Raw genomic sequence first — 20,494 nt, forward strand, 5'->3', positions numbered from 1 at the left:
CAATCGCCTTTGTGGCGAGGGGATTTACCCCGCTGGGCCGCGTAGCGGCCCTCAAACCTGCATGCACGATCTCAAAGGCAGGCCGTGCTCAGCTGTCCCTGGGGCTGCTTCGCATCCAGCGGGGATAAATCCCTTCGCCACGGGGGTGTATGTTCGCCGTACTGGAAGGGTTACTCGGCTGACGATGGCTTTTCCCAAAGATTGATCCCGCCTTCCTGGGCAAACCGATCGATCTCGGCCAGTTCTTCGGCGCTGAAGTTCAGGTTCTGCAAGGCACCGGCATTCTCGATGATCTGCTCCGGCCGGCTGGCGCCGATCAGGGCGGAGGTCACCCGCGCGTCCCGCAGGGTCCAGGCCAGGGCCATCTGCGCCAGGCTCTGGCCGCGCCGCTGGGCGATCTCGTTGAGGGCGCGCACATGGGCGATGTTCTCTTCCGATAAATGCGAGGCCTGCAACGAACCGCCACCCGGACGGTTGACCCGCGCGTCCGCCGGAATGCCCTTGAGGTATTTGTCGGTCAACAGCCCCTGGGCCAGGGGCGTAAAGGCAATCACACCGGTGCCGAGCTCGTCGGTGGCATCCAGCAGGTCTTTCTCTACCCAGCGATTGAGCAGGTTGTAGGCCGGTTGATGGATCAGCAGCGGGACTTTCCACTCTTTGAGCAGCGCAGCCATTTCCCGGGTCTTCACGCCGGAATACGAAGAGATGCCGACATACAATGCCTTGCCCTGTTGCACCGCGGTGGCCAGTGCACTGGCGGTTTCTTCCAGCGGTGTGTCGGGGTCGAAGCGGTGGGAATAAAAGATGTCCACATAATCCAGCCCCAGGCGCTGCAGGCTCTGGTCAAGGCTCGCCAGCACGTACTTGCGAGAGCCACCACCCTGCCCATAGGGTCCGGGCCACATGTCCCAACCGGCCTTGCTGGAGATGATCAGCTCATCGCGGTAGTGCTTGAAATCTTCGCGCAGCAACCGTCCGAAATTGATTTCGGCACTGCCGTAGGGCGGGCCGTAGTTGTTCGCCAGGTCGAAATGGTTGATACCCAGGTCGAACGCCGTACGCAACAACGCCCGTTGGGTGTCGATAGGCGTGCTGTCGCCGAAGTTGTGCCACAACCCCAGTGACAATGCCGGCAGCACCAGGCCACTGCGGCCGACGCGACGATATGGCATGGACTCATAGCGGTTTTCGGCGGCGATGTAGGTCATCGAAAGGCTCTCTATTCGGACGAAGGGTTCGGAAGGTGGGTACGGATGGCAGAAGCCGATATTGCACAGACGTATCGATCAGCTTGAAAGTTCGCATGGTTGTGGAAGCAGTGCCAGGAAAACCAGAGCACGTTACCGCGCCTGGGCAAACACCTCGGCCAGCCAATCCACAAACACCCGCACCCTGGGTGACAGGTGACGGTTGTGAGGATAAAGCACCGACACCGGCATGGGCGGCGGTGGGGTCGCGGGGAGAATTTCCTGGACCAGCCCCTGCTCGAGCTGGGTTTGCATCCGATAGCGCGGGCATTGGATCAGGCCCAGGCCGGCAATGGCCGAGGCCGCGTAGATTTCGGCGCCGAACACCGAAAGCGCGCCATCGATGGCTACCTCCTTGAGCTCACCCTCGACCATGAACTGGAACGGGTACAGTTTGCCGGTGGTGCGCGACAGGTAGTTCACCGCCCGGTGCCGACTCAAGTCGTCCAGGTTTTTCGGCTCGCCGTACTGGCGCAAGTAGGCGGGGCTGGCGCAGGTGATCTGCCGCAGGCTGGCGACGCGGCGACCGATCAACGACGAGTCCCCCAGCGTGCCCGCCCGCAACACGCAATCGACACCCTCGGCGATCAGGTCGACGAAACGATCGGCCTCGCTGATGGACAGCTCGATGTCAGGGTAGCGGGCCATGAACTGCGGCAGCGCCGGGATCACGAAACTCCGGGCCAGGGTTCCATGCAGGTCCACCCGCAGCTTGCCCTTGGGCGCCACGCTGCGAAAGGCCAGCTCGGCCTCCTCCAGCTCCGCCAGCAACTGCACGCAGCGAGGGTAATAGGCTTCGCCATCGAGGGTCGGCCGCACCTTGCGGGTACTGCGCTCCATCAGGCGCACACCTAGCCAGGCTTCGAACTGATTGAGGGTATGGGTCAGCGTCGCGCGGGGCAGGTTCAGGTCTTCGGCGGCCAGGGTAAAGCTGCTGCGCTCATAGATGCGCACGAATACCCGCATGGCCTTGACTTGATCCATGGTGTTTTTCCAAGCCTTGATTGTTGGTCATTCTTGAACAGTTACGGCAACTCTCCTGCATTTATCGCCGAGAGTAAACATGTGAATCTTCCTCTCATCCACTTCTATCGAGGAACGCAGCCATGATCCGACAGACATCCAAGGTGGCCATTGTGACCGGAGCTTCCCGGGGAATCGGTGCGCAAGTCGCCAGGCAACTGGCTGAAGACGGATTCGCCGTCGCCATCAACTACGCCAACAATGCCATCGAAGCCTCGAAGCTGGTGGTGCAGCTGCGCCAGGCAGGTCACCAGGCCCTCGCGATCAAGGCCGATGTGTCATGCGCCGCCGATGTCCGGCGGATGTTCGATGAGACCGAAACACACCTGGGCAAGGTCGACCTGCTGGTCAATAACGCCGGTATCCTGCAGGTCTTGCCGCTGGCACAGCACAGCGACGAACTGTTCGAGCAGACCTTCGCCATCAATACCCGAGGCACCTTCAACACGCTTCGCGAAGCCGCGACCCGCCTGAACAATGGCGGTCGGATTGTGAATTTTTCCAGCAGCACCGTGGGCCTCAATCTGCCCGGTTACTCGGTGTACATCGCCAGCAAGGCCGCCGTGGAGTCCCTGACCCAGGTGTTCGCCAAGGAGCTGCGGGGCCGGCAGATCACGGTCAATGCCATCGCTCCCGGCCCGGTCGCCACCGAGCTGTTCATGCACGGCAAGAGCGAGGAGCAGATCCAGCACTACGCCAAGATGCCGCCCCTGGAGCGACTCGGCCAGCCGGAAGACATCGCCCGTATCGTCTCCTTCCTGGCGAGCCCCGCCGCCGACTGGGTCAACGGGCAGGTGCTGCGCGCCAACGGCGGCCTGGTGTGAGGCCCGGCGATCAACGCACCAGGTGCAGGAACTGCATGTGCCGTTCGTACTGGTCGAGGATGTCGTTGATCACCTGTTCCTTGGAATAGCCCACCAGATCGTAGTCCTGGCTGCCTTCGCTCAGGTGCACTTCGGCACGGTAGTAGCGCCGGTTGTTGAGTTCCTTGGAACCCATGCCGCCCCGGGCGAAGGAGGGTGTGAAGTAGCCACGCATCTGCACCTGGTAGATGAACGGATGCTGCTCGCCATGGCCGATTTCCAGGCTGACGCAGTCATTGGCCAGGTCTGGAGGGGTCAGCACGGTCAGGCCTTTTTCGGCGAACACCGCTTTCACCTCCTCGACGGCCGGACGCACCGTGCTGTCGAGGAAACGGTAGACCTCATCGCGGGACGGGAAATGCACAGCCTGGCTCAAGCGTTGCCGCCAACCGCCCTTGCCCCGGCGTGAGCCCGACACCGGCGCCAGGGAATGCATCTGGGCGATCTTTTTCTGGGACTCGAGGAAAAACGCCTTGTGCAGGCCCCACATCATCAACAGCAGAATCAGGGAGAAGGGCAATGACGTGAGCACCACCGCCGATTTCAGGGCATCGATACTGCCGGAAAACAACAGCGCACTGGTCACCAGGGCGGTCATCGCCCCCCAGAACACCCGCAGCCATTTCGGCCCGTCTTCATCGGGGTTGCCCCCCTTGGCCGAGAGCGTCGAAAGCACCACGGTACCGGAGTCGGCGGACGTGACGAAGAACACGAAGCTGATAAACACCGTGACCGCGATGACCGTCTTGCTCCACGGGTAGGTTTCCAGCAGCAGGTAAAGGCTCATCGAGGGGTTTTCCAGGGCCGACATGCCCAGGGCATTCATGCCGTGGTTGAGCACCTGGTCGATGGCGCTGTTGCCGAAGATCGACATCCACGCCAGGGTGAAGCCCAAGGGAATCAGCAGAACACCGAAGACGAACTCACGAATGGTGCGGCCGCGGGAAATCCGTGCGATGAACAGCCCCACGAAGGGTGACCACGCAATCCACCAGGCCCAGTAGAACACCGTCCAGCCCCCCAGCCAGTCGCTGGGCTCGTCATAGGCGTAGAGGTCGAAACTCTTCATCGGCAAGGCGCCAAGGTAATCGCCCACATTCTGGATCAAGGTATTGAGCAGGTGCTGGGTGGGTCCGGCGAAGAGCACGAACAACAGCAGGGCGCAGGCCAGCAGCATGTTGATGTCGGACATGACGCGCACGCCCTTGTCGACACCGGCCACCGCCACAATGATCGCCGCGCCCATCATCAGTACGATCAGGCCGACCTGGATCCATTGGGTGTGGGCGATGCCGAACAGGTAGTCGAGCCCGGAATTGAGATGCAGCACACCGAAGCCCATGTCCGCGCCAAGGCCGAACACGGTGGCAATGATGCCGAAGCCATCCACGGCGTAGCCGATGGGCCCATTGATGCGTTTGCCGATCAGCGGGTACAGCGCCGAACGCAGGGCCAGCGGCAGGTTGTGGCGGTAGGCGAAATACGCCAGGGCCATGCCGACGAATGCGAAGACGCCCCAACCATGCAGGCCCCAGTGCAGGAACAGGATCTGCATGGCCTGGCGCGCCGCCTGGGCGGTACCGGCCTCGCCCTGAGGCGGCTGCACCATGTGCGTCAGCGGCTCGGAAACGCAGAAGAAGAACAACGTGATGCTGATGCCGGCGGCGAACAGCATGCCGGCCCATGACAGATAACTGAATTCGGGTTCGTCGTGGTCGGCACCGAGCTTGATCTTGCCGTAGCCGGACAAGGCGGTGACCACCACGAAGACCAGATACAGGGTCATCGCCAACAAGTAATACCAGCCGACCGTGTTGGCCGCCCAGTTCTGCGCCGCCAGGAGCCAGGCGCCGGCCTGGGTGGGTATGGCAATCACCACCAGGCCAAACAGCAGGATAAAGGTCGCGGCGAAGTAAAAGACCGGCGGGTTCATGCGGACCAGGCCGCTGGGTGGAAGGGACGAGGCACTCATGAACGAAGCACCCCGGACAGCGAAAGGATGGCAGTGGAATACGGACTCGGCAAAGGCAAGCCTCCTGTTGTGAGCGGGCAGCAAACCGACGGTTTAACTTGAATGAACGTTCAAGTTAAACATGAATAGGCAGCTAAGGACTAATCGCAGGGCTCAACGGCATCCTTCCTACGCTAGCCTACGGGAGGGTATGACGTTGCCTGGCGAGCATTCGTTCAGTGCTCAAAAGACATGTGCCTACTGCCAAACACAACTCCCTGTGGGAGCGAGCTGGCTCGCGATGGCGGTCTGTCAGTCAATACAGAGGCCCACTGAACCACCGCTATCGCGAGCCAGCTCGCTCACACAGGTTTTCGGCGCTCGCAAATCATTCGAGTCCCCAATTCCGCGCCGGTTTACTTGAGAACAAATGATTGCCGGTTGCCCCTGAATATCGGCGTGCCTATAGTCCAGACATCGCCTACAACCAGTACGGACTCATGATCAAAGAACAGCTGTCCCGCTTTAACCGTCTCGACCTGCTCAGCCATCCGACACCGCTGGAAAAACTCGACCGCCTCTCCACCTGGCTCGGACGGGACGTCTATATCAAGCGCGACGACCTGACGCCCCTGGCCCTGGGCGGCAACAAGCTGCGCAAGCTCGAATACCTGGCCGCCGATGCCTTGGCCCAAGGTGCCGACACCCTCATTACCGGCGGCGCGATCCAGTCCAACCATGTGCGTCAGACCGCTGCGTTGGCGGCCAGGCTGGGCCTGGGTTGCGTCGCGCTGTTGGAAAACCCCATCGACAGCCAGGACAGCAATTACCTGGGCAACGGCAACCGGCTGCTGCTGGAGCTGTTCGACGCCAAGGTGGAACTGGTGGATAACCTGGACAACGCCGACGAGCAACTGCAGGCCCTGGCTGCCCGCCTGCGCAGCAATGGCAAGAAGCCGTACCTGGTTCCGATAGGCGGATCCAATGCCTTGGGTGCGCTGGGCTATGTGCGCGCGGGCCTGGAACTGGCCGAGCAGATCAAGGACACCGGTCTGACGTTCGCCGCCGTGGTACTGGCCTCGGGCAGCGCCGGCACCCACAGCGGCCTGGCCCTGGCCTTGAGCCAGGCCCTGCCGGAGCTCCCCGTGGTCGGCGTGACGGTTTCGCGCAGCGAAGAGGATCAGTTCCCCAAGGTCCAGGGGCTCGCCGAAGGCGTCGCCCAACTGCTCGATGTGGCGCTTCCGGAGGCCTTCAAGGTAAACCTCTGGGACGAGTATTTCGCCCCTCGCTACGGTGAGCCGAATGCCGGCACATTGGCGGCGATCAAGTTGCTGGCCAGCCAGGAAGGCCTCTTGCTGGACCCGGTCTATACCGGCAAGGCCATGGCCGGCCTGCTCGACGGCATTGGCCGCGACCGTTTCGACGACGGCCCTATCATCTTCCTGCACACCGGTGGCGCACCGGCGTTGTTTGCCTATGACGCAGTGTTCTGAAGATATGGAAACCCTCAATGGGAGCGAGCTTGCTCGCGATGAGGGTGTGTCAGTTGATTGGAACTGGGCTGATCCACTGCGCTGGCGAACAAGCTCGCTCTCACCGGGATAAATTCCAAACAGGCATATAGGGTTGATTTAATATTATTTTCCAATCTATAAAAGCCAACTTATAGTCTCGCCGCAGGCGCATTTGCCGCGAGACGCCCAGGTTGCTTTGAGGCAGGATGTGGCAACCTTCTCGAATCGCGGCTACGCCTTATCTCAGCCAAAATATCTGTTCATAAGAAAACACAGGGGCTTGTCATGAATTTTTCCGCATTACGTCGCAACCTGTTGGTGGGTTCGCTGGGCCTGGCATTGAGCGCCGGGCTGCTGGGGCAAGCGGTTGCCGGTGAGCAACTGCAGAAAATCAAGGATGCCGGTGAAATCAAGATCGGCCTGGAAGGCACTTATCCACCGTTCAGCTTCGTTGATGACAGCGGCAAACTGACCGGCTTCGAAGTGGAGTTTTCCGAAGCGCTGGCCAAGGAACTGGGCGTGAAGGTCAAGCTGCAGACGACTCCATGGGCCGGCATCCTCGCGGCGCTGGAGTCCAAGCGGCTGGACGCTGTGGTCAACCAGGTAACCATCTCCGAGGAACGCAAGAAAAAATACGACTTCTCCGAGCCTTACACCGTTTCCGGGATTCAAGCGCTGGTACTGACCAAGAAAGCCGACGAGCTGAACATCAAGAAGGCCGCTGACCTGGACGGTAAAAAAGTCGGCGTGGGCCTGGGCACCAATTACGAGCAGTGGGTAAAAGCTGAAGTACCCGGCGCCCAGGTCAAAACCTACGATGACGACCCCACCAAGTTCCAGGACCTGCGCGTCGGCCGTATCGATACCATCCTGATCGACCGTCTGGCCGCATTGGAATACGCCAAGAAAGCCAAGGACACCACCGTCACCAGCGAAGCCTTCTCCCGCCAGGAAGCCGGTATCGCCCTGCGCAAAGGCGAGCCTGAACTGTTGGCTGCCGTGAACAAGGCCATCGAGAAACTGCGCGCCGACGGTACGCTGAAGAAGCTCTCTGAAAAATACTTCAGCGCTGACGTCACGAAATAATGGAAGCAGCTCTTCAACTCGCACTGGACTCCGCGCCCTTTTTGCTCAAGGGCGCGTATTACACGGTCATCCTCAGCCTGGGTGGCATGTTTTTCGGCCTGCTGCTGGGGTTCGGCCTGGCGCTGATGCGCCTGTCGCGCTTCAAGCTGGTGAACTGGATCGCCCGCATCTACGTGTCGTTCTTTCGTGGCACGCCGTTGCTGGTGCAGTTGTTCGTGATCTATTACGGGTTGCCGCAACTGGGCATCGAGCTGGATCCGCTGCCCGCGGCCCTGATCGGTTTCTCGCTGAACATGGCTGCCTATGCGTGTGAAATCCTGCGGGCCGCCATCAGCTCCATCGAGCGCGGCCAGTGGGAAGCGGCGGCGAGCATCGGCATGACCCGCGCGCAGACCCTGCGCCGGGCCATCCTGCCCCAAGCCGCACGCACGGCCCTGCCTCCGCTGGGCAACAGCTTCATTTCCCTGGTCAAGGACACCGCGCTGGCGGCGACCATCCAGGTTCCGGAGCTGTTCCGCCAGGCGCAGTTGATCACCGCGCGAACCTTCGAAATCTTCACCATGTACCTTGCCGCCGCGCTGATCTATTGGGTTCTGGCCAGTGTGCTCTCGCACCTGCAGAACGTCCTGGAAGCCCGGGTAAATCGGCATGACCAGGAGTCCTGAGCCATGATTGTCGTGGAAAAACTGACAAAGCAGTTCAAGGGTCAGGTGGTACTCAACGGCATCGACCTGAAGATCGAAGAAGGCGAGGTGGTTGCGATCATCGGCCCCAGCGGCTCCGGCAAGACGACCTTCCTGCGCTGCCTGAACTTCCTCGAGGAGCCCAGCAGTGGTCGGATCAAGGTCGGCGACATTGAAATCGACGGCAGCCGTCCATTGAACCAGCAACAGGGCCTGGTGCGGCGATTGCGCCAGCAGGTGGGCTTCGTGTTCCAGAACTTCAACCTGTTCCCGCATCGCACGGCCCTGGAGAACGTCACCGAGGGTCCGATTGTGGTCAAGAAGGTTCCTCGTGCCGACGCCGAAGCCCTGGGTCGCAGACTCCTGGCCAAGGTCGGCCTGGCCGGCAAGGAAGACGCTTATCCGCGCCGGCTCTCCGGTGGACAGCAGCAGCGAGTGGCCATTGCCCGGGCACTGGCGATGGAGCCGCAAGTGATTCTGTTCGACGAGCCGACCTCGGCCCTCGATCCGGAACTGGTGGGCGAAGTATTGGCGACCATTCGCGGCCTGGCCGAAGAAAAACGCACCATGGTCATCGTGACCCACGAAATGGGCTTCGCCCGGGACGTGGCGAACCGCGTGGTATTTTTCGACAAGGGCGTGATCGTGGAACAAGGCGAAGCCAAGGCCCTGTTCGCCGCTCCGAAGGAAGAACGGACGCGCCAGTTCCTGAGCAAGTTTCTTGCTGACGGGCGCATCGCCCAATAATCCATCGAAACTCGTCGTTACTTCCAGGGATGGAAGTTCGATCCAATGACTGACAAGCAAACCCCGCCCTTGCCTGCAACGCAAAAAGTTGCAACTTAGCCTTGCCACACCGGTTATAAGCTGCGCGCCAACTATCTATATTTCGCCACGACTTCCCGCGATCTACTTCCTCAATCCGTGACCTTCCTCATGCCTAGGCCTGCGCCATCCCCGAGGAAAAGGCAACTTCGCTCCGCTTATTGCTGCCATCGTCACGTAGGATATTTCTGAAGCCTCACATAATTAATTAATGGATAAACACCTCTATTGACACGACAACTATCGGACCTTTATCTAGAACCCAACAGGCGCTGGACATTATTTAATTCTTTGCGGCAATGGAACCGAAGGGACCGGTCGTGACCGCAATAAAAATTATGTCGTGATCAGAAAAGCCTTTGATTTTTCCGAAACGGATTTCGTTTAGCAGGTATCAAGGAGAACACCATGACATGTACGTCGAATCTTCCCGAACTGGCCGCGCCCTCCCTGGCCAATGCCAACCGTGCCGGTATCAACCTCGCCAGCGCTGCTCGCCTGGAGGTCGCCATCGCTGCTTCTCCCGGCATGGATGCCGGTGACTTGATCGAATTGTTCTGGGACAACTGCTACGTTGGCTCCCGCCTGCTGGCCGAAGCCGACCTGCACGACTGTGTCAGGTTGCGAGTGCCGGAGAGCTTCATCATCAATGGAACCTCACGGGTCCACTACCGCGTCATGCGGGTCGGGCGCGGGCCGGCGCTGTCGGCAACGCTGCGGGTCCAGGCCAAGCTCGATTGTCCCGGGGGCCAGCCTTCGGCCCTGAGTGGCGATGAGAACCAGGGGCTGGCGCCGGTACGCATACCGGGCACCATCCGACGCCAGGGCGTGAACCCGAGCCAGATCAAGCGCGGCGTCCCGCTGACCATCGAACCCTACCTGAACATGGCCGCCGACGATGCGATTACCCTGCGCTGGGGCGATGTGCGCATGGACCTGCCCCGGGTCAAGCCAGGCGAGGTAGGCCAGCCGATCAACATCTGGGTGCCGCCCCACATCATCCTCGAAGCGGGAGAAGACCTGCGCCTGGAGGTCACCTACTGCATCCTCGACCGGGTAGGCAACAATTCCCATTGGGCGCCACCCCGCACGTTGAAGATCGGTTGCACCAGTCTCTATCCAAAGCAAGCGCCGACGGAACCTCTCCGGGCCGCTGAACCGCGCCGCCACAGACCCTGATCCCCCGACTGGCGAGGGAAGTATCTGCACAAGGTTATGTAGCGCCCCGACCAGGGCGGCTATGGGGCCACGAGATAAACCCTCGCCAGGACGACTTGGCGAATCCACTCTATTGATATCCCTAAAAGTTATTTCAGAAATAATTTACGCGCGTTTAGGGTATATGAACCGGACCACCGGACATTCTTTTCCGCCGCATTCATCGCGGCGTTTTCCTGAAATGTGAGGTGGGTATGGTACGGAACACAATCACCCCGGTGCAGAACGCCAAGGCACTGCCAGCCGCCACGGAGCGGCTGTGATGTCTGACCTGGCGCAAGCAAAGGTCCAGAGCGATCTGGACGTCGCACCACTGCTGTTGCCTGCACAAGTGCTGCGCAACGATGCCGAGGCCATCAAGGCCGCCCATGATCTGGCCCAGGTCGCTCGCCAGCAGGCCGCGCGGCGCGATCAACAGCGCAAGCTGCCCTGGTCGGAAATCGAACAGTTCACCCGCAGCGGGCTGGGCAGTATTTCCATCCCCCGCGAGTATGGTGGCCCGCAAGTCTCCTTCGTCACCCTTGCCGACGTTTTCGCGATCATCTCTGCGGCTGACCCGGCCCTGGGACAGATTCCACAGAACCAGTTCGGTGTGCTCCAACTGATCCTCGGCACCGGCACGCCACGGCAAAAGGAAATCCTCCTGCAGAGCGTCCTCGAAGGCTGGCGCATTGGCAACGCCGGGCCGGAACGCGGTACGCGCAATACCCTGGAACTCAAGGCCCGGATTACCGCCGACGGCGATGGCTTTGTCATCAATGGCCAGAAGTTCTATTCCACCGGCGCGCTGTTTGCCCACTGGGTGGCGGTCAAGGCACTGGATGACGAAGGCCGGCAGGTATTGGCGTTCGTGCGGCGCGGCACACCCGGCCTGCGGATCGTCGACGACTGGTCGGGTTTCGGCCAGCGCACCACGGCCAGCGGGACCGTGCTGCTGAACAACGTACGGGTGGATGCCGAGTTGGTGCTCGATAACTGGCGCATCAACGAAACCCCGAACATACAAGGCGCGATCTCGCAGCTGATCCAGGCCGCCATTGACGTCGGCATTGCCCGTGGCGCCATCGACGATGCCATTGCATTCGTGCGTGAACGGTCGCGTCCCTGGATCGATGCCAAGGTCGAGCGGGCCAGCGATGATCCGTATGTCATCGCCGACATCGGCAAGTTGAAGATCGACCTGCACGCCGCCGAAGCCCTGCTGCGCAAGGCCGGCCAGGTCCTGGACCAGGTCAGCGCCGCGCCCATCACCGCGCCACTGGCCGCCCGCGCTTCGATCGCCGTGGCCGAAGCCAAGGTGCTGAGCACCGAAATCGCTCTGCAAGCCAGCGAAAAGCTGTTCGAGCTGGCCGGCAGCCGCGCCACCCTCGCCGAATTCAACCTCGATCGTCACTGGCGCAACGCGCGCGTCCACACCCTGCATGACCCGGTGCGCTGGAAATACCACGCGATAGGCGCCTACCACCTGAACGGCACATTGCCGGCCCGGCATTCCTGGATCTGACGACCCGACTTCTGGAGTTACGCACATGACGCTTTCCCAACACGTCGCGGTGATCACCAGCGACGAACAAGCCCTGATCGTCGCCAGCGACCTGGCCGAAGATTTCAAGCGCGACAGCGCCTTGCGCGACCGCGAGCGCCGCCTGCCCTACCCTGAACTGGAGGCGTTTTCCCGCTCCGGCCTGTGGGGCATCAGCGTACCCCGGGAATATGGCGGCGCCGGTGTTTCCAGTGTCACGCTGGCCAGGGTGGTGGCCCTGATCGCACGGGCAGATGGCTCACTGGGGCAGATTCCGCAAAACCATTTCTACGCGGTGGAAGTCCTGCGGGTGAACGGCAGCGAAGCGCAGAAACGCCGCCTCTACGCCGAAGTGCTGGCCGGGCAGCGGTTCGGCAACGCCTTGGCGGAACTCGGAACCCGGACTGCCCACGACCGCACCACCCAACTGCGCCGCGACGGCGGCGGTTATCGCATCAACGGGCGCAAGTTCTACGCCACGGGAGCGATCTACGCTCAGCGCATCCCCACGTCGGTGGTGGATGAAAACGGCGTGCAGCAGTTGGCGTTCGTCCCGCGGGACAGCAAGGGGCTGTCGGTCATCGACGACTGGAGCGGCTTCGGCCAGCGCACCACCGGCAGCGGTTCGGTGGTGTTCGAAGATGTCTGGGTCGAGGCCGAGGACATCGTGCCGTTCCAGAGCGCCTTCGAGCGCCCCACACCGGTCGGTCCACTGGCGCAGATCCTCCACGCCGCGATCGATACCGGCATCGCCCGCGCCGCTTACGAAGACGCCTTGCATTTTGTCCGCAGCAAGACCCGGCCGTGGATCGATGCCACCAGCGATATCGCCACCGAAGATCCACTCACCCTCAAGAGCTTCGGCCAGTTGGGCAGCCGCCTGCATGCCGCCGAGGCGTTGCTGGAGCGCGCTGGCGAGTTTCTCGACCAGGCCCAGGCCGACCCTCATGCCGAAACGGTCGCCGCGGCCTCGATTGCCGTGGCTGAAGCCCGGGCCATCAGCACCGAGGTTTCCCTGGCCATCGGTAGCACATTGTTCGAGCTGGCCGGCAGCCAGGCGACCCTGGTCGAACACGGCCTGGATCGTCACTGGCGCAACGCCCGGGTGCATACCCTCCACGACCCGGTGCGCTGGAAATATCACGCCGTGGGCAATTTCTACCTCAACGATGAGAAACCGCCGCTGCGAGGAACCATCTGATGGCGCAGGGCAAGAAGAAGATCCTGCTCAATGCGTTCAACATGAACTGCATCGGGCACATCAACCATGGCTTGTGGACTCACCCCCAGGACACGTCGACCCAGTACAACACCCTCGAATACTGGACCGGCCTGGCACAACTGCTGGAGCGCGGGTTGTTCGACGGCTTGTTCATCGCCGATGTGGTGGGCGTCTACGACGTCTACCAGCAATCGGTGGAGGTCACCCTCAAGGAGTCGATCCAGCTGCCGGTGAACGATCCCCTGCTGCTGGTCTCGGCGATGGCGGCTGCCACCCGCCACCTGGGGTTCGGCCTCACCGCCAACCTGACCTATGAGCCGCCGTACCTGTTCGCCCGGCGCATGAGCACCCTCGACCATCTGAGTCGCGGCCGGGTCGGCTGGAACATCGTCACCGGCTACCTGGACAGCGCCGCCCGGGCCATGGGCCTGGCCGCCCAGGTCGAACATGACCGCCGCTACGACCAGGCCGATGAATACCTGCAAGTGCTCTACAAGCTCTGGGAAGGCAGTTGGGAAAACGACGCGGTGCTCAACGACCGGCAGCGGCGGATCTACGCCCAACCGGAAAAAGTGCACAAGGTCCGGCACCAGGGCGAGTTCTACCAGGTCGAGGGCTACCACCTGTGCGAACCGTCGCCCCAGCGCACGCCAGTGTTGTTCCAGGCCGGCAGTTCGGAGCGCGGCCTGGCGTTCGCCGGGCGGCATGCCGAGTGTGTCTTCATCAGTGGCCAGGACAAGGCCGCGACCAGAAAGCAGGTGGACAAGGTACGCGCCAGCGCCGTCCAGGCCGGGCGCAATCCCGAGGACATCAAGGTGTTCATGGGCCTGAACGTGATTGTCGGCGAGACCGAAGCGGCAGCCTGGGCCAAACATGCCGAGTACCTGGGCTACGCCAGTGCCGAGGCCGGGGTCGCACATTTTTCCGCGTCGACCGGCATCGATTTTTCCCGGTATGAACTGGACGAGCCGATCCAGTCCGTGAAGAGCAACGCCATCCAGTCCGCCACCCGGATCCTGCAGGCCAACGACTGGACCCGGCGCAAGCTCCTGGAGCAACACGCCCTGGGGGGACGCTACATCACCATGGTCGGTTCGCCCGGGCAGGTGGCCGACGAGCTGGAATCCTGGGTCGCCGAGGCCGGTCTGGATGGCTTCAACCTGACCCGTATCGTGACGCCCCAGAGCTATGTGGATTTCATCGACCTGGTGATTCCCGAGCTGCAGCGACGCGGGTCGTACAAGACCGAATACGACGATGGCACCCTGCGGGAAAAACTGTTCCGCACGGGGGCGCATTTGCCCGAACGACACACCGGTTCGACCTACCGACACTGACCTGTTCGGACCGAGAACAGGGTGGACCATGAAAGTACACACTTCACCATAAAGACCGGAATTACCGACATGACCATGCAACGCCTGACCCTGCCAGTCAAAGCACTGGCCCTGGCCCTCGGCCTGTTCAGCTCGGCGCTGTTCGCCGCCGACGCACCGTTGAAGATCGGCACCACCGCTGCGTTCGCCATTCCCCTGGAAGCTGCCGTGGAGGAGGCCGGCAAGCAGGGCCTGAAGGTCGAGCTGGTGGAGTTCAGCGACTGGATCGCGCCCAACGTCAGCCTGGCCTCCGGCGATATCGACGTGAATTATTTCCAGCACATTCCGTTCCTGGAAAACGCCAAGGCCGCCGCCGGTTTTGACCTGGTGCCGTTCGCCCCGGGGATCATCAACAACGTCGGTCTTTATTCGAAGCGCTTCAACAGCTTCGACGAACTGCCCGAAGGCGCAAGCGTCGCCATCGCCAACGACCCGATCAACAGCGGCCGCGGCTTGCAATTGCTGGCCAAGGCCGGGCTGATCACCCTCAAGCCAGGCGTGGGCTACAAGGCCACCGAAGAAGACATCGTGGCCAATCCGAAGAAACTCCGGATCCTGCAAGTCGAGGCCGTGCAACTGGTGCGGGCCTATGAAGACGCCGACCTGGTGCAGGGCTACCCCGCCTACATCCGCCTGGCGAACACCTTCGACGCCACTTCCGCCCTGCTGTTCGACGGACTCGACCACAAGGAATACGTCATCCAGTTCGTGATCCAGCCCAAGAGCAAGGACGACCCACGGCTGATCAAGTTCGTCGACATCTACCAACATTCGCCCGCCGTGCGCACAGCCCTGGACAAAGCCCATGGCAAGCTCTACCAGGCCGGCTGGGAAGGTTGACCATGAATGCCATCAATGCTCGACTCAGGCTTGAAACACCCCCTCTCCAGAGCGCCGAACACACCGAGCTGCATCCGCAATTGAACCGCGCCCATGTGCGCTTCATCGGCGTAGGCAAGACCTACAGCGGCAGCCAAGGGCCGGTGGCCGCGCTGCAGGGCATCGACCTGGCGATCCAGCGCGGCGAAGTGTTCGGCATCATCGGCCGCAGCGGGGCCGGCAAGTCTTCGCTGATCCGCACGATCAATCGCCTCGAACAGCCCACCAGCGGTCGCGTGCTGATCGATCAGGTGGACATCGGCGGATTCGATGAGGACCAGTTGGTAGCGCTGCGTCGACGTGTCGGCATGATCTTCCAGCACTTCAACCTGATGTCGGCCAAGACCGTATGGCAGAACGTCGAGCTGCCCCTCAAGGTGGCCGGCGTGCCCAAGGCGCAGCGCCAGCGCAAAGTCCATGAACTGCTGGAGCTGGTGGGCCTGCAAGGCAAGCACAAGGCCTACCCGGCGCAGCTGTCGGGTGGCCAGAAACAGCGGGTAGGCATCGCCAGGGCCCTGGTGCACGATCCGCAGATCCTGCTTTGCGACGAGGCCACCTCGGCCCTGGACCCGCAGACCACCCAGTCGATCCTGGCCCTGCTGCGCCAGATCAATCGACGGCTGGGCCTGACCATCGTGCTGATCACTCATGAGATGGCGGTGATCCGGGAGGTCTGCGACCGCGTGGTGGTGCTCGATCAAGGTCGAATCGTCGAACAGGGACCGGTCTGGGAAGTATTCGGCAACCCGCGACATGAAGTCAGCCGGACACTGCTGGCCCCATTGCAACAGGCCCTGCCAGACGAACTGCAAGGCCGCCTGCAAGCGCAACCGGCGTCGGCGGATGCCGCTGCGGTGCTGCGCCTGCAATTCACCGGCACGGGGCATGACGAACCGGACCTCGCCGCCTTGTTCAGCGCCTTGGGCGGACGGGTGCGATTGCTCCAGGGCGGCATCGAACGGATCCAGGGGCACGGTCTCGGACAATTGCTGCTGGCGGTAAGCGGCTCGGCGTGGAATGTCGAGCAATTGCGCGAGCGGGCCGGCCGGTGGGCACAGCGAGTGGAGGTGTTGGGTTATGTGGTTTGATCGGTTATTGCAGGGTCTGGTCGATACGTTCCTGATGGTGGGCGTGTCGTCGCTGATCGCGCTACTGGCGGGCATTCCGCTGGCGGTGATCCTGGTCACCAGCGGCAAGGGCGGGATCTACGAAGCGCCGGCACTGAACCGCGCCCTCGGTGCGTTCGTGAACCTGTTCCGCTCGATCCCCTTCCTGATCCTGATGGTGGCACTGATCCCGTTCACCCGGTGGGTCGTCGGCACCACTTACGGCGTATGGGCCGCCGTGGTGCCACTGACCATCGCCGCCACGCCGTTCTTCGCCCGCATCGCGGAAGTCAGCCTTCGGGAAGTCGACCACGGCCTGATCGAGGCCGCCCAGGCCATGGGTTGCCGGCGCAGGCATATCGTCTGGCATGTATTGCTGCCCGAAGCGCTGCCAGGCATCGTCGCGGGGTTCACCATTACCCTGGTGACCATGATCAACTCCTCGGCCATGGCCGGAGCGATCGGTGCCGGCGGCCTGGGCGACATCGCCTACCGTTACGGCTACCAGCGTTTCGACAGCCAGGTCATGCTCACGGTCATCATGCTGCTGGTGATGCTGGTGGCGCTGATCCAACTGAGCGGGGATCGACTGGCGCGGCGGTTGAACAAGCGCTGAGTCAAATGAGGGCGCAACCTGCAGGAAAGCGGCTCCTGCAGGTGACGCGCTCATGATGCGGTATAGTCGGCCCCTGATCCCAATCAAGCCAGTGGCCATGAAACACACACCCGACGACCTGCGCGCCATCACCACCACGACCCTGGGCCACTACACTGCCGTGGCCGAAAGCTTCCGCGAAGGGACCCGTGACCACGACGTCAGCCAGAACATCGATGCACTGCTGCGGCATATCCAGGGCCCGGCCCCCTTCCACATTCTCGATTTCGGCTGCGGCCCCGGTCGTGACCTGCAGACGTTCACGCGCATGGGCCATGTCGCGATCGGCCTCGATGGTTCACCGGCATTCGCCCGTATGGCGCGCCAGGACAGTGGCTGCGAAGTGTGGCAACAGGACTTCCTGGAACTCGACCTGCCGGACGAGCGCTTCGACGGGATCTTCGCCAACGCCGTCCTGTTCCATATTCCCGTCCAGGAACTGCCCCGGGTGCTCAAGCAGTTGCGCGCCACGCTCAAGCCCGGCGGCGTGCTGTTCAGCTCCAACCCACGGGGTGAAAACCAGGAAGGCTGGAACGGCCAGCGTTTCGGCGCCTACCATGACCTCGCGGCCTGGCGCGCCTTGCTCACGGAGGCGGGCTTCGTGGAGCTGGAGCACTACTACCGGCCGGCGGGGTTGCCACGGGAACAACAGCCTTGGTTGGCGAGTGTCTGGCGCAGGCCTGCTTAGGATTGGAGGACGCCATCGCGAGCAAGCTCGCTCCCACACTCGACCCGTCGTGAACTCATGATCGGTGAGCACCGCAGCTCCAGTTTGGGAGCGAGCTTGCTCGCGATAGCGGTCCAACGGTCAATGAAGCTTGATGGTTTAGCCTCATCGCCTGGAAGCTTCACTCCTGTTTTTTCAACCACTTCTGCGACAGCTGCTCCAGCCTCCCGTCCTCCTTGATACGCGTCAACGCGTTGTCCAGGCTGGCCTTGAATGCCGGATTGCCCTTCTGGAACGGAATCACCAGGCTTGGCGCAGGCTCGTTCTCTTCCTCCGGCTGGAACGACTGCGCCATCACCAAGGGACGTTGCTCCGGCTCCTTGCTCGCCAACAATCGAGCATCCGGTTGACTGTACGTGGCGCTGGTATCGAAACGTTCTGCCAGTTCCGGGGTCAGTGCTATGTGGTTGATGGCGACATCGTATTTGCCACTTTCCACGCCGCTCAAGAGGTCTGCGGCATCGGTCACCACGAAATCGGCACGGACATCGAGTTCACCGGCCAGCATCTGGCCCAGCTCCACTTCAAAACCGGTGAGCTTGCCGTCTTCCTTGAAGTTGAACGGGGCCGTGTCGGCTTCGAGGGCAATGCGCAGTTCACCGCGGTCGTTGATATCGTCGATCAGCTCGGCATGGGCCAAGGGGCTCAAAAGGGGTAGCAGGCAAATCAGGCCAGGCAGAAAGCGCATGGTCGCTCCTTTGAATTTGTACAAGCGACGCTCGTTCAGGCTCGCTTTGCTATGGTTGTCGCAGGCTTCGACAACGAATGGTCATGAAGTTGTCATGGCCAGGCGGATTTCATGGAAAAACTGGAGAAGAAAATGAAAAGCTTTATGTCACGTGCAGTGTTGACTGGCCTGTTGTTGGGGACTTCGATGCTGGCTGTAGCGGCGACCCCCGCTCCAAAAGGCGCGCAAGTATTCATCGTTTCCCCGGAAGACGGCGCCACCGTTCCCCAGGAGTTCAAGGTCAAGTTCGGGGTAAAGGGCATTGCCCTGGCCCCAGCCGGTGATGTGACAAAGAACACCGGGCACCACCATCTGTTGGTCGATGTGGACAAACTGCCTGCCGCGGGTGCGCCGATCCCCACCGACGCCAACCACATGCACTTCGGCAAGGCACAGACCGAAGCCACCATCAAGCTGGCCCCGGGCAAACATACCTTGCAGCTGGAACTGGGCGATACCGGTCATATCCCGTTCGAACCCCCGATCGTATCCAAGAAAATCACGGTGAACGTGAAGTAACACGAGAACTGCTGACACGGCATGCCTGGTGTCAGGCAAAAAAAACGGGAGCCCCTTGCGAGGCTCCCGTTTTTATCGCAGGCCAATCTCCAGCTTGCAGCTCAGTCGCCTCAGAACAGCACGCGGCAGCGGATGGTGCCGTTGACGTGTTGCAGCTTCTCCTGGGCCAGGTCCGAGTATTCGGCATCGACGTCGATCACGACGTAGCCGACTTTCTCGTTGGTCTGCAGGAACTGACCGGAAATGTTGATGCCGTTTTCGGCGAAGACCTTGTTGATCTCGCTCATCACGCCTGGGATGTTCTCGTGGATGTGCAGCAGGCGGTGCTTGCCAGGGTGTGCCGGCAGGGCCACTTCCGGGAAGTTGACCGACGACACCGAAGTACCGTTGTCGCTGTACTTGACCAGTTTTTCCGCCACTTCCAGACCGATGTTGGCCTGGGCCTCGGCAGTGGAACCACCGATGTGCGGGGTCAGGATCACGTTGTCCAGGCCACGCAGCGGGCTTTCGAAGATATCGTCGTTGGAGCGGGGCTCCACCGGGAACACGTCGATGGCGGCGCCGATCAGGTGCTTGTCCTTGATCGCCTCGGCCAGGGCCTCGAGCTTGACCACGGTGCCACGCGCGGCGTTGATCAGGATGCCGCCCTTCTTGATCGCACGGATTTCCTTCTCGCCGATCATCCACTGGGTCGCCGGGGTTTCCGGAACGTGCAGGGTGACGATGTCGGACATACCCAGCAACTCGTGCAGGTCATTGACCTGGGTGGCATTGCCCAACGGCAGCTTGGTCACGGTGTCGTAGAAGAACACCTGCATGCCCAGGCCTTCGGCCAGGACAGACAGTTGGGTGCCGATCGAGCCATAGCCGACGATACCCAGCTTCTTGCCGCGGATCTCGAAGGAGTTGGCGGCACTCTTGATCCAGCCGCCACGGTGGCAGGAAGCGTTTTTCTCGGGGATACCGCGCAGCAGCAGGATCGCTTCGGCCAGCACCAGCTCGGCGACGGAACGGGTGTTGGAGTACGGTGCGTTGAACACCGCGATACCGCGCTCGCGGGCCGCGTCGAGGTCAACCTGGTTGGTGCCGATGCAGAAGCAGCCGACCGCTACCAGTTTCTTGGCGTGGTCGAAGATCTCTTCGGTCAATTGGGTACGGGAGCGAATGCCGATGAAGTGAGCATCGGCGATCTTTTCCTTGAGCTGGGCTTCCGGCAGAGAACTGGTGATGTACTCGATGCTGGTGTAGCCCGCCGACTTGAGGACGTCGACAGCCGATTGGTGGACGCCTTCGAGAAGAAGGAACTTGATCTTGCTCTTATCGAGAGAAGTCTTGCTCATCTGCGTAAACC

General features: G+C 61.7%; 19 protein-coding genes. 14 read left to right on the forward strand and 5 right to left on the reverse strand.

Annotation, left to right across the window (positions count from 1 at the left end; translation table 11 throughout):
* Nucleotides 1-170: 170 nt before the first annotated feature.
* The gene (gene mgrA / locus BT179_RS13135) at nucleotides 171-1,208 is read right to left on the reverse strand and encodes an L-glyceraldehyde 3-phosphate reductase (RefSeq protein ID WP_072431759.1); all 1,038 of its coding nucleotides are present in this window, start codon (nucleotides 1,206-1,208) and stop codon (nucleotides 171-173) included.
* 132 nt (nucleotides 1,209-1,340) lie between these two features.
* Nucleotides 1,341-2,231, reverse strand: coding sequence for a LysR family transcriptional regulator (locus BT179_RS13140; protein WP_072431760.1), 891 nt, complete (start codon nucleotides 2,229-2,231; stop codon nucleotides 1,341-1,343).
* A 122-nt stretch (nucleotides 2,232-2,353) separates the two neighbouring features.
* Between BT179_RS13140 and BT179_RS13145 the strand changes: the two genes are divergently transcribed.
* Nucleotides 2,354-3,094, forward strand: a complete 741-nt coding sequence (locus BT179_RS13145) for an SDR family oxidoreductase (RefSeq protein WP_072431761.1) — start codon at nucleotides 2,354-2,356, stop codon at nucleotides 3,092-3,094.
* Between the two features lie 10 nt (nucleotides 3,095-3,104).
* On the opposite strand, the gene betT is transcribed toward BT179_RS13145, so the two are convergent.
* Entirely contained in the window at nucleotides 3,105-5,066 is a 1,962-nt protein-coding gene (gene betT / locus BT179_RS13150) for a choline transporter BetT (protein WP_177305112.1), read from the reverse strand.
* A 518-nt stretch (nucleotides 5,067-5,584) separates the two neighbouring features.
* Here betT and BT179_RS13155 point away from each other — a divergent pair.
* The 12 genes from BT179_RS13155 to BT179_RS13210 all read left to right on the forward strand — a co-directional run bounded on the left by BT179_RS13155 (nucleotide 5,585) and on the right by BT179_RS13210 (nucleotide 17,858).
* Nucleotides 5,585-6,577, forward strand: a complete 993-nt coding sequence (locus BT179_RS13155) for a D-cysteine desulfhydrase (protein ID WP_072397780.1) — start codon at nucleotides 5,585-5,587, stop codon at nucleotides 6,575-6,577.
* Nucleotides 6,578-6,883: 306 nt separating this feature from the next.
* A complete protein-coding gene (gene tcyJ / locus BT179_RS13160; protein ID WP_072397716.1) occupies nucleotides 6,884-7,684 on the forward strand; it encodes a cystine ABC transporter substrate-binding protein in 801 nt (266 codons plus the stop codon).
* Nucleotides 7,684-8,349: a cystine ABC transporter permease gene (tcyL, locus tag BT179_RS13165; protein ID WP_014336021.1), complete on the forward strand. Its 666-nt coding sequence runs from the start codon at nucleotides 7,684-7,686 to the stop codon at nucleotides 8,347-8,349. The genes tcyJ and tcyL overlap by 1 nt, the downstream gene beginning before the upstream one ends.
* 3 nt (nucleotides 8,350-8,352) lie before the next feature.
* On the forward strand, nucleotides 8,353-9,114 hold the full coding sequence (gene tcyN, locus BT179_RS13170; protein WP_072397715.1) for an L-cystine ABC transporter ATP-binding protein TcyN: 762 nt from the start codon (nucleotides 8,353-8,355) through the stop codon (nucleotides 9,112-9,114).
* Nucleotides 9,115-9,600: 486 nt separating this feature from the next.
* Nucleotides 9,601-10,371, forward strand: a complete 771-nt coding sequence (locus BT179_RS13175; protein WP_072431763.1) for a hypothetical protein — start codon at nucleotides 9,601-9,603, stop codon at nucleotides 10,369-10,371.
* Nucleotides 10,372-10,672: 301 nt separating this feature from the next.
* Nucleotides 10,673-11,914 (forward strand): SfnB family sulfur acquisition oxidoreductase, encoded by a 1,242-nt coding sequence (locus tag BT179_RS13180; RefSeq protein ID WP_072397713.1) that lies wholly within the window; start codon nucleotides 10,673-10,675, stop codon nucleotides 11,912-11,914.
* A gap of 25 nt (nucleotides 11,915-11,939) precedes the next feature.
* Complete coding sequence (locus BT179_RS13185; RefSeq protein WP_072431764.1) at nucleotides 11,940-13,133, forward strand: SfnB family sulfur acquisition oxidoreductase; 1,194 nt, start codon at nucleotides 11,940-11,942, stop codon at nucleotides 13,131-13,133.
* Entirely contained in the window at nucleotides 13,133-14,491 is a 1,359-nt protein-coding gene (locus BT179_RS13190) for an LLM class flavin-dependent oxidoreductase (RefSeq protein WP_072431765.1), read from the forward strand. The genes BT179_RS13185 and BT179_RS13190 overlap by 1 nt, the downstream gene beginning before the upstream one ends.
* 69 nt (nucleotides 14,492-14,560) lie before the next feature.
* Nucleotides 14,561-15,370, forward strand: a complete 810-nt coding sequence (locus tag BT179_RS13195) for a MetQ/NlpA family ABC transporter substrate-binding protein (protein ID WP_072431766.1) — start codon at nucleotides 14,561-14,563, stop codon at nucleotides 15,368-15,370.
* 2 nt (nucleotides 15,371-15,372) lie between these two features.
* Entirely contained in the window at nucleotides 15,373-16,497 is a 1,125-nt protein-coding gene (locus BT179_RS13200; protein ID WP_072431767.1) for a methionine ABC transporter ATP-binding protein, read from the forward strand.
* Entirely contained in the window at nucleotides 16,487-17,131 is a 645-nt protein-coding gene (locus BT179_RS13205) for a methionine ABC transporter permease (protein WP_072397708.1), read from the forward strand. Before BT179_RS13200 ends, BT179_RS13205 begins: the two co-directional genes overlap by 11 nt.
* Nucleotides 17,132-17,228: 97 nt before the next feature.
* Nucleotides 17,229-17,858, forward strand: coding sequence for a class I SAM-dependent methyltransferase (locus tag BT179_RS13210; RefSeq protein ID WP_072431794.1), 630 nt, complete (start codon nucleotides 17,229-17,231; stop codon nucleotides 17,856-17,858).
* 160 nt (nucleotides 17,859-18,018) lie between these two features.
* On the opposite strand, the gene BT179_RS13215 is transcribed toward BT179_RS13210, so the two are convergent.
* The gene (locus tag BT179_RS13215) at nucleotides 18,019-18,585 is read right to left on the reverse strand and encodes a transporter substrate-binding domain-containing protein (protein ID WP_072431768.1); all 567 of its coding nucleotides are present in this window, start codon (nucleotides 18,583-18,585) and stop codon (nucleotides 18,019-18,021) included.
* A 132-nt stretch (nucleotides 18,586-18,717) separates the two neighbouring features.
* On the opposite strand from BT179_RS13215, the gene BT179_RS13220 reads away from it, so the two are divergent.
* Nucleotides 18,718-19,143, forward strand: coding sequence for a DUF4399 domain-containing protein (locus BT179_RS13220; protein ID WP_072397778.1), 426 nt, complete (start codon nucleotides 18,718-18,720; stop codon nucleotides 19,141-19,143).
* Between the two features lie 110 nt (nucleotides 19,144-19,253).
* On the opposite strand, the gene serA is transcribed toward BT179_RS13220, so the two are convergent.
* Nucleotides 19,254-20,483, reverse strand: a complete 1,230-nt coding sequence (gene serA / locus BT179_RS13225) for a phosphoglycerate dehydrogenase (protein WP_072397706.1) — start codon at nucleotides 20,481-20,483, stop codon at nucleotides 19,254-19,256.
* Between the last annotated feature and the right edge of the window lie 11 nt (nucleotides 20,484-20,494).

Source organism: Pseudomonas sp. NFACC43 (genome assembly GCF_900119645.1).
GTDB lineage: Bacteria > Pseudomonadota > Gammaproteobacteria > Pseudomonadales > Pseudomonadaceae > Aquipseudomonas.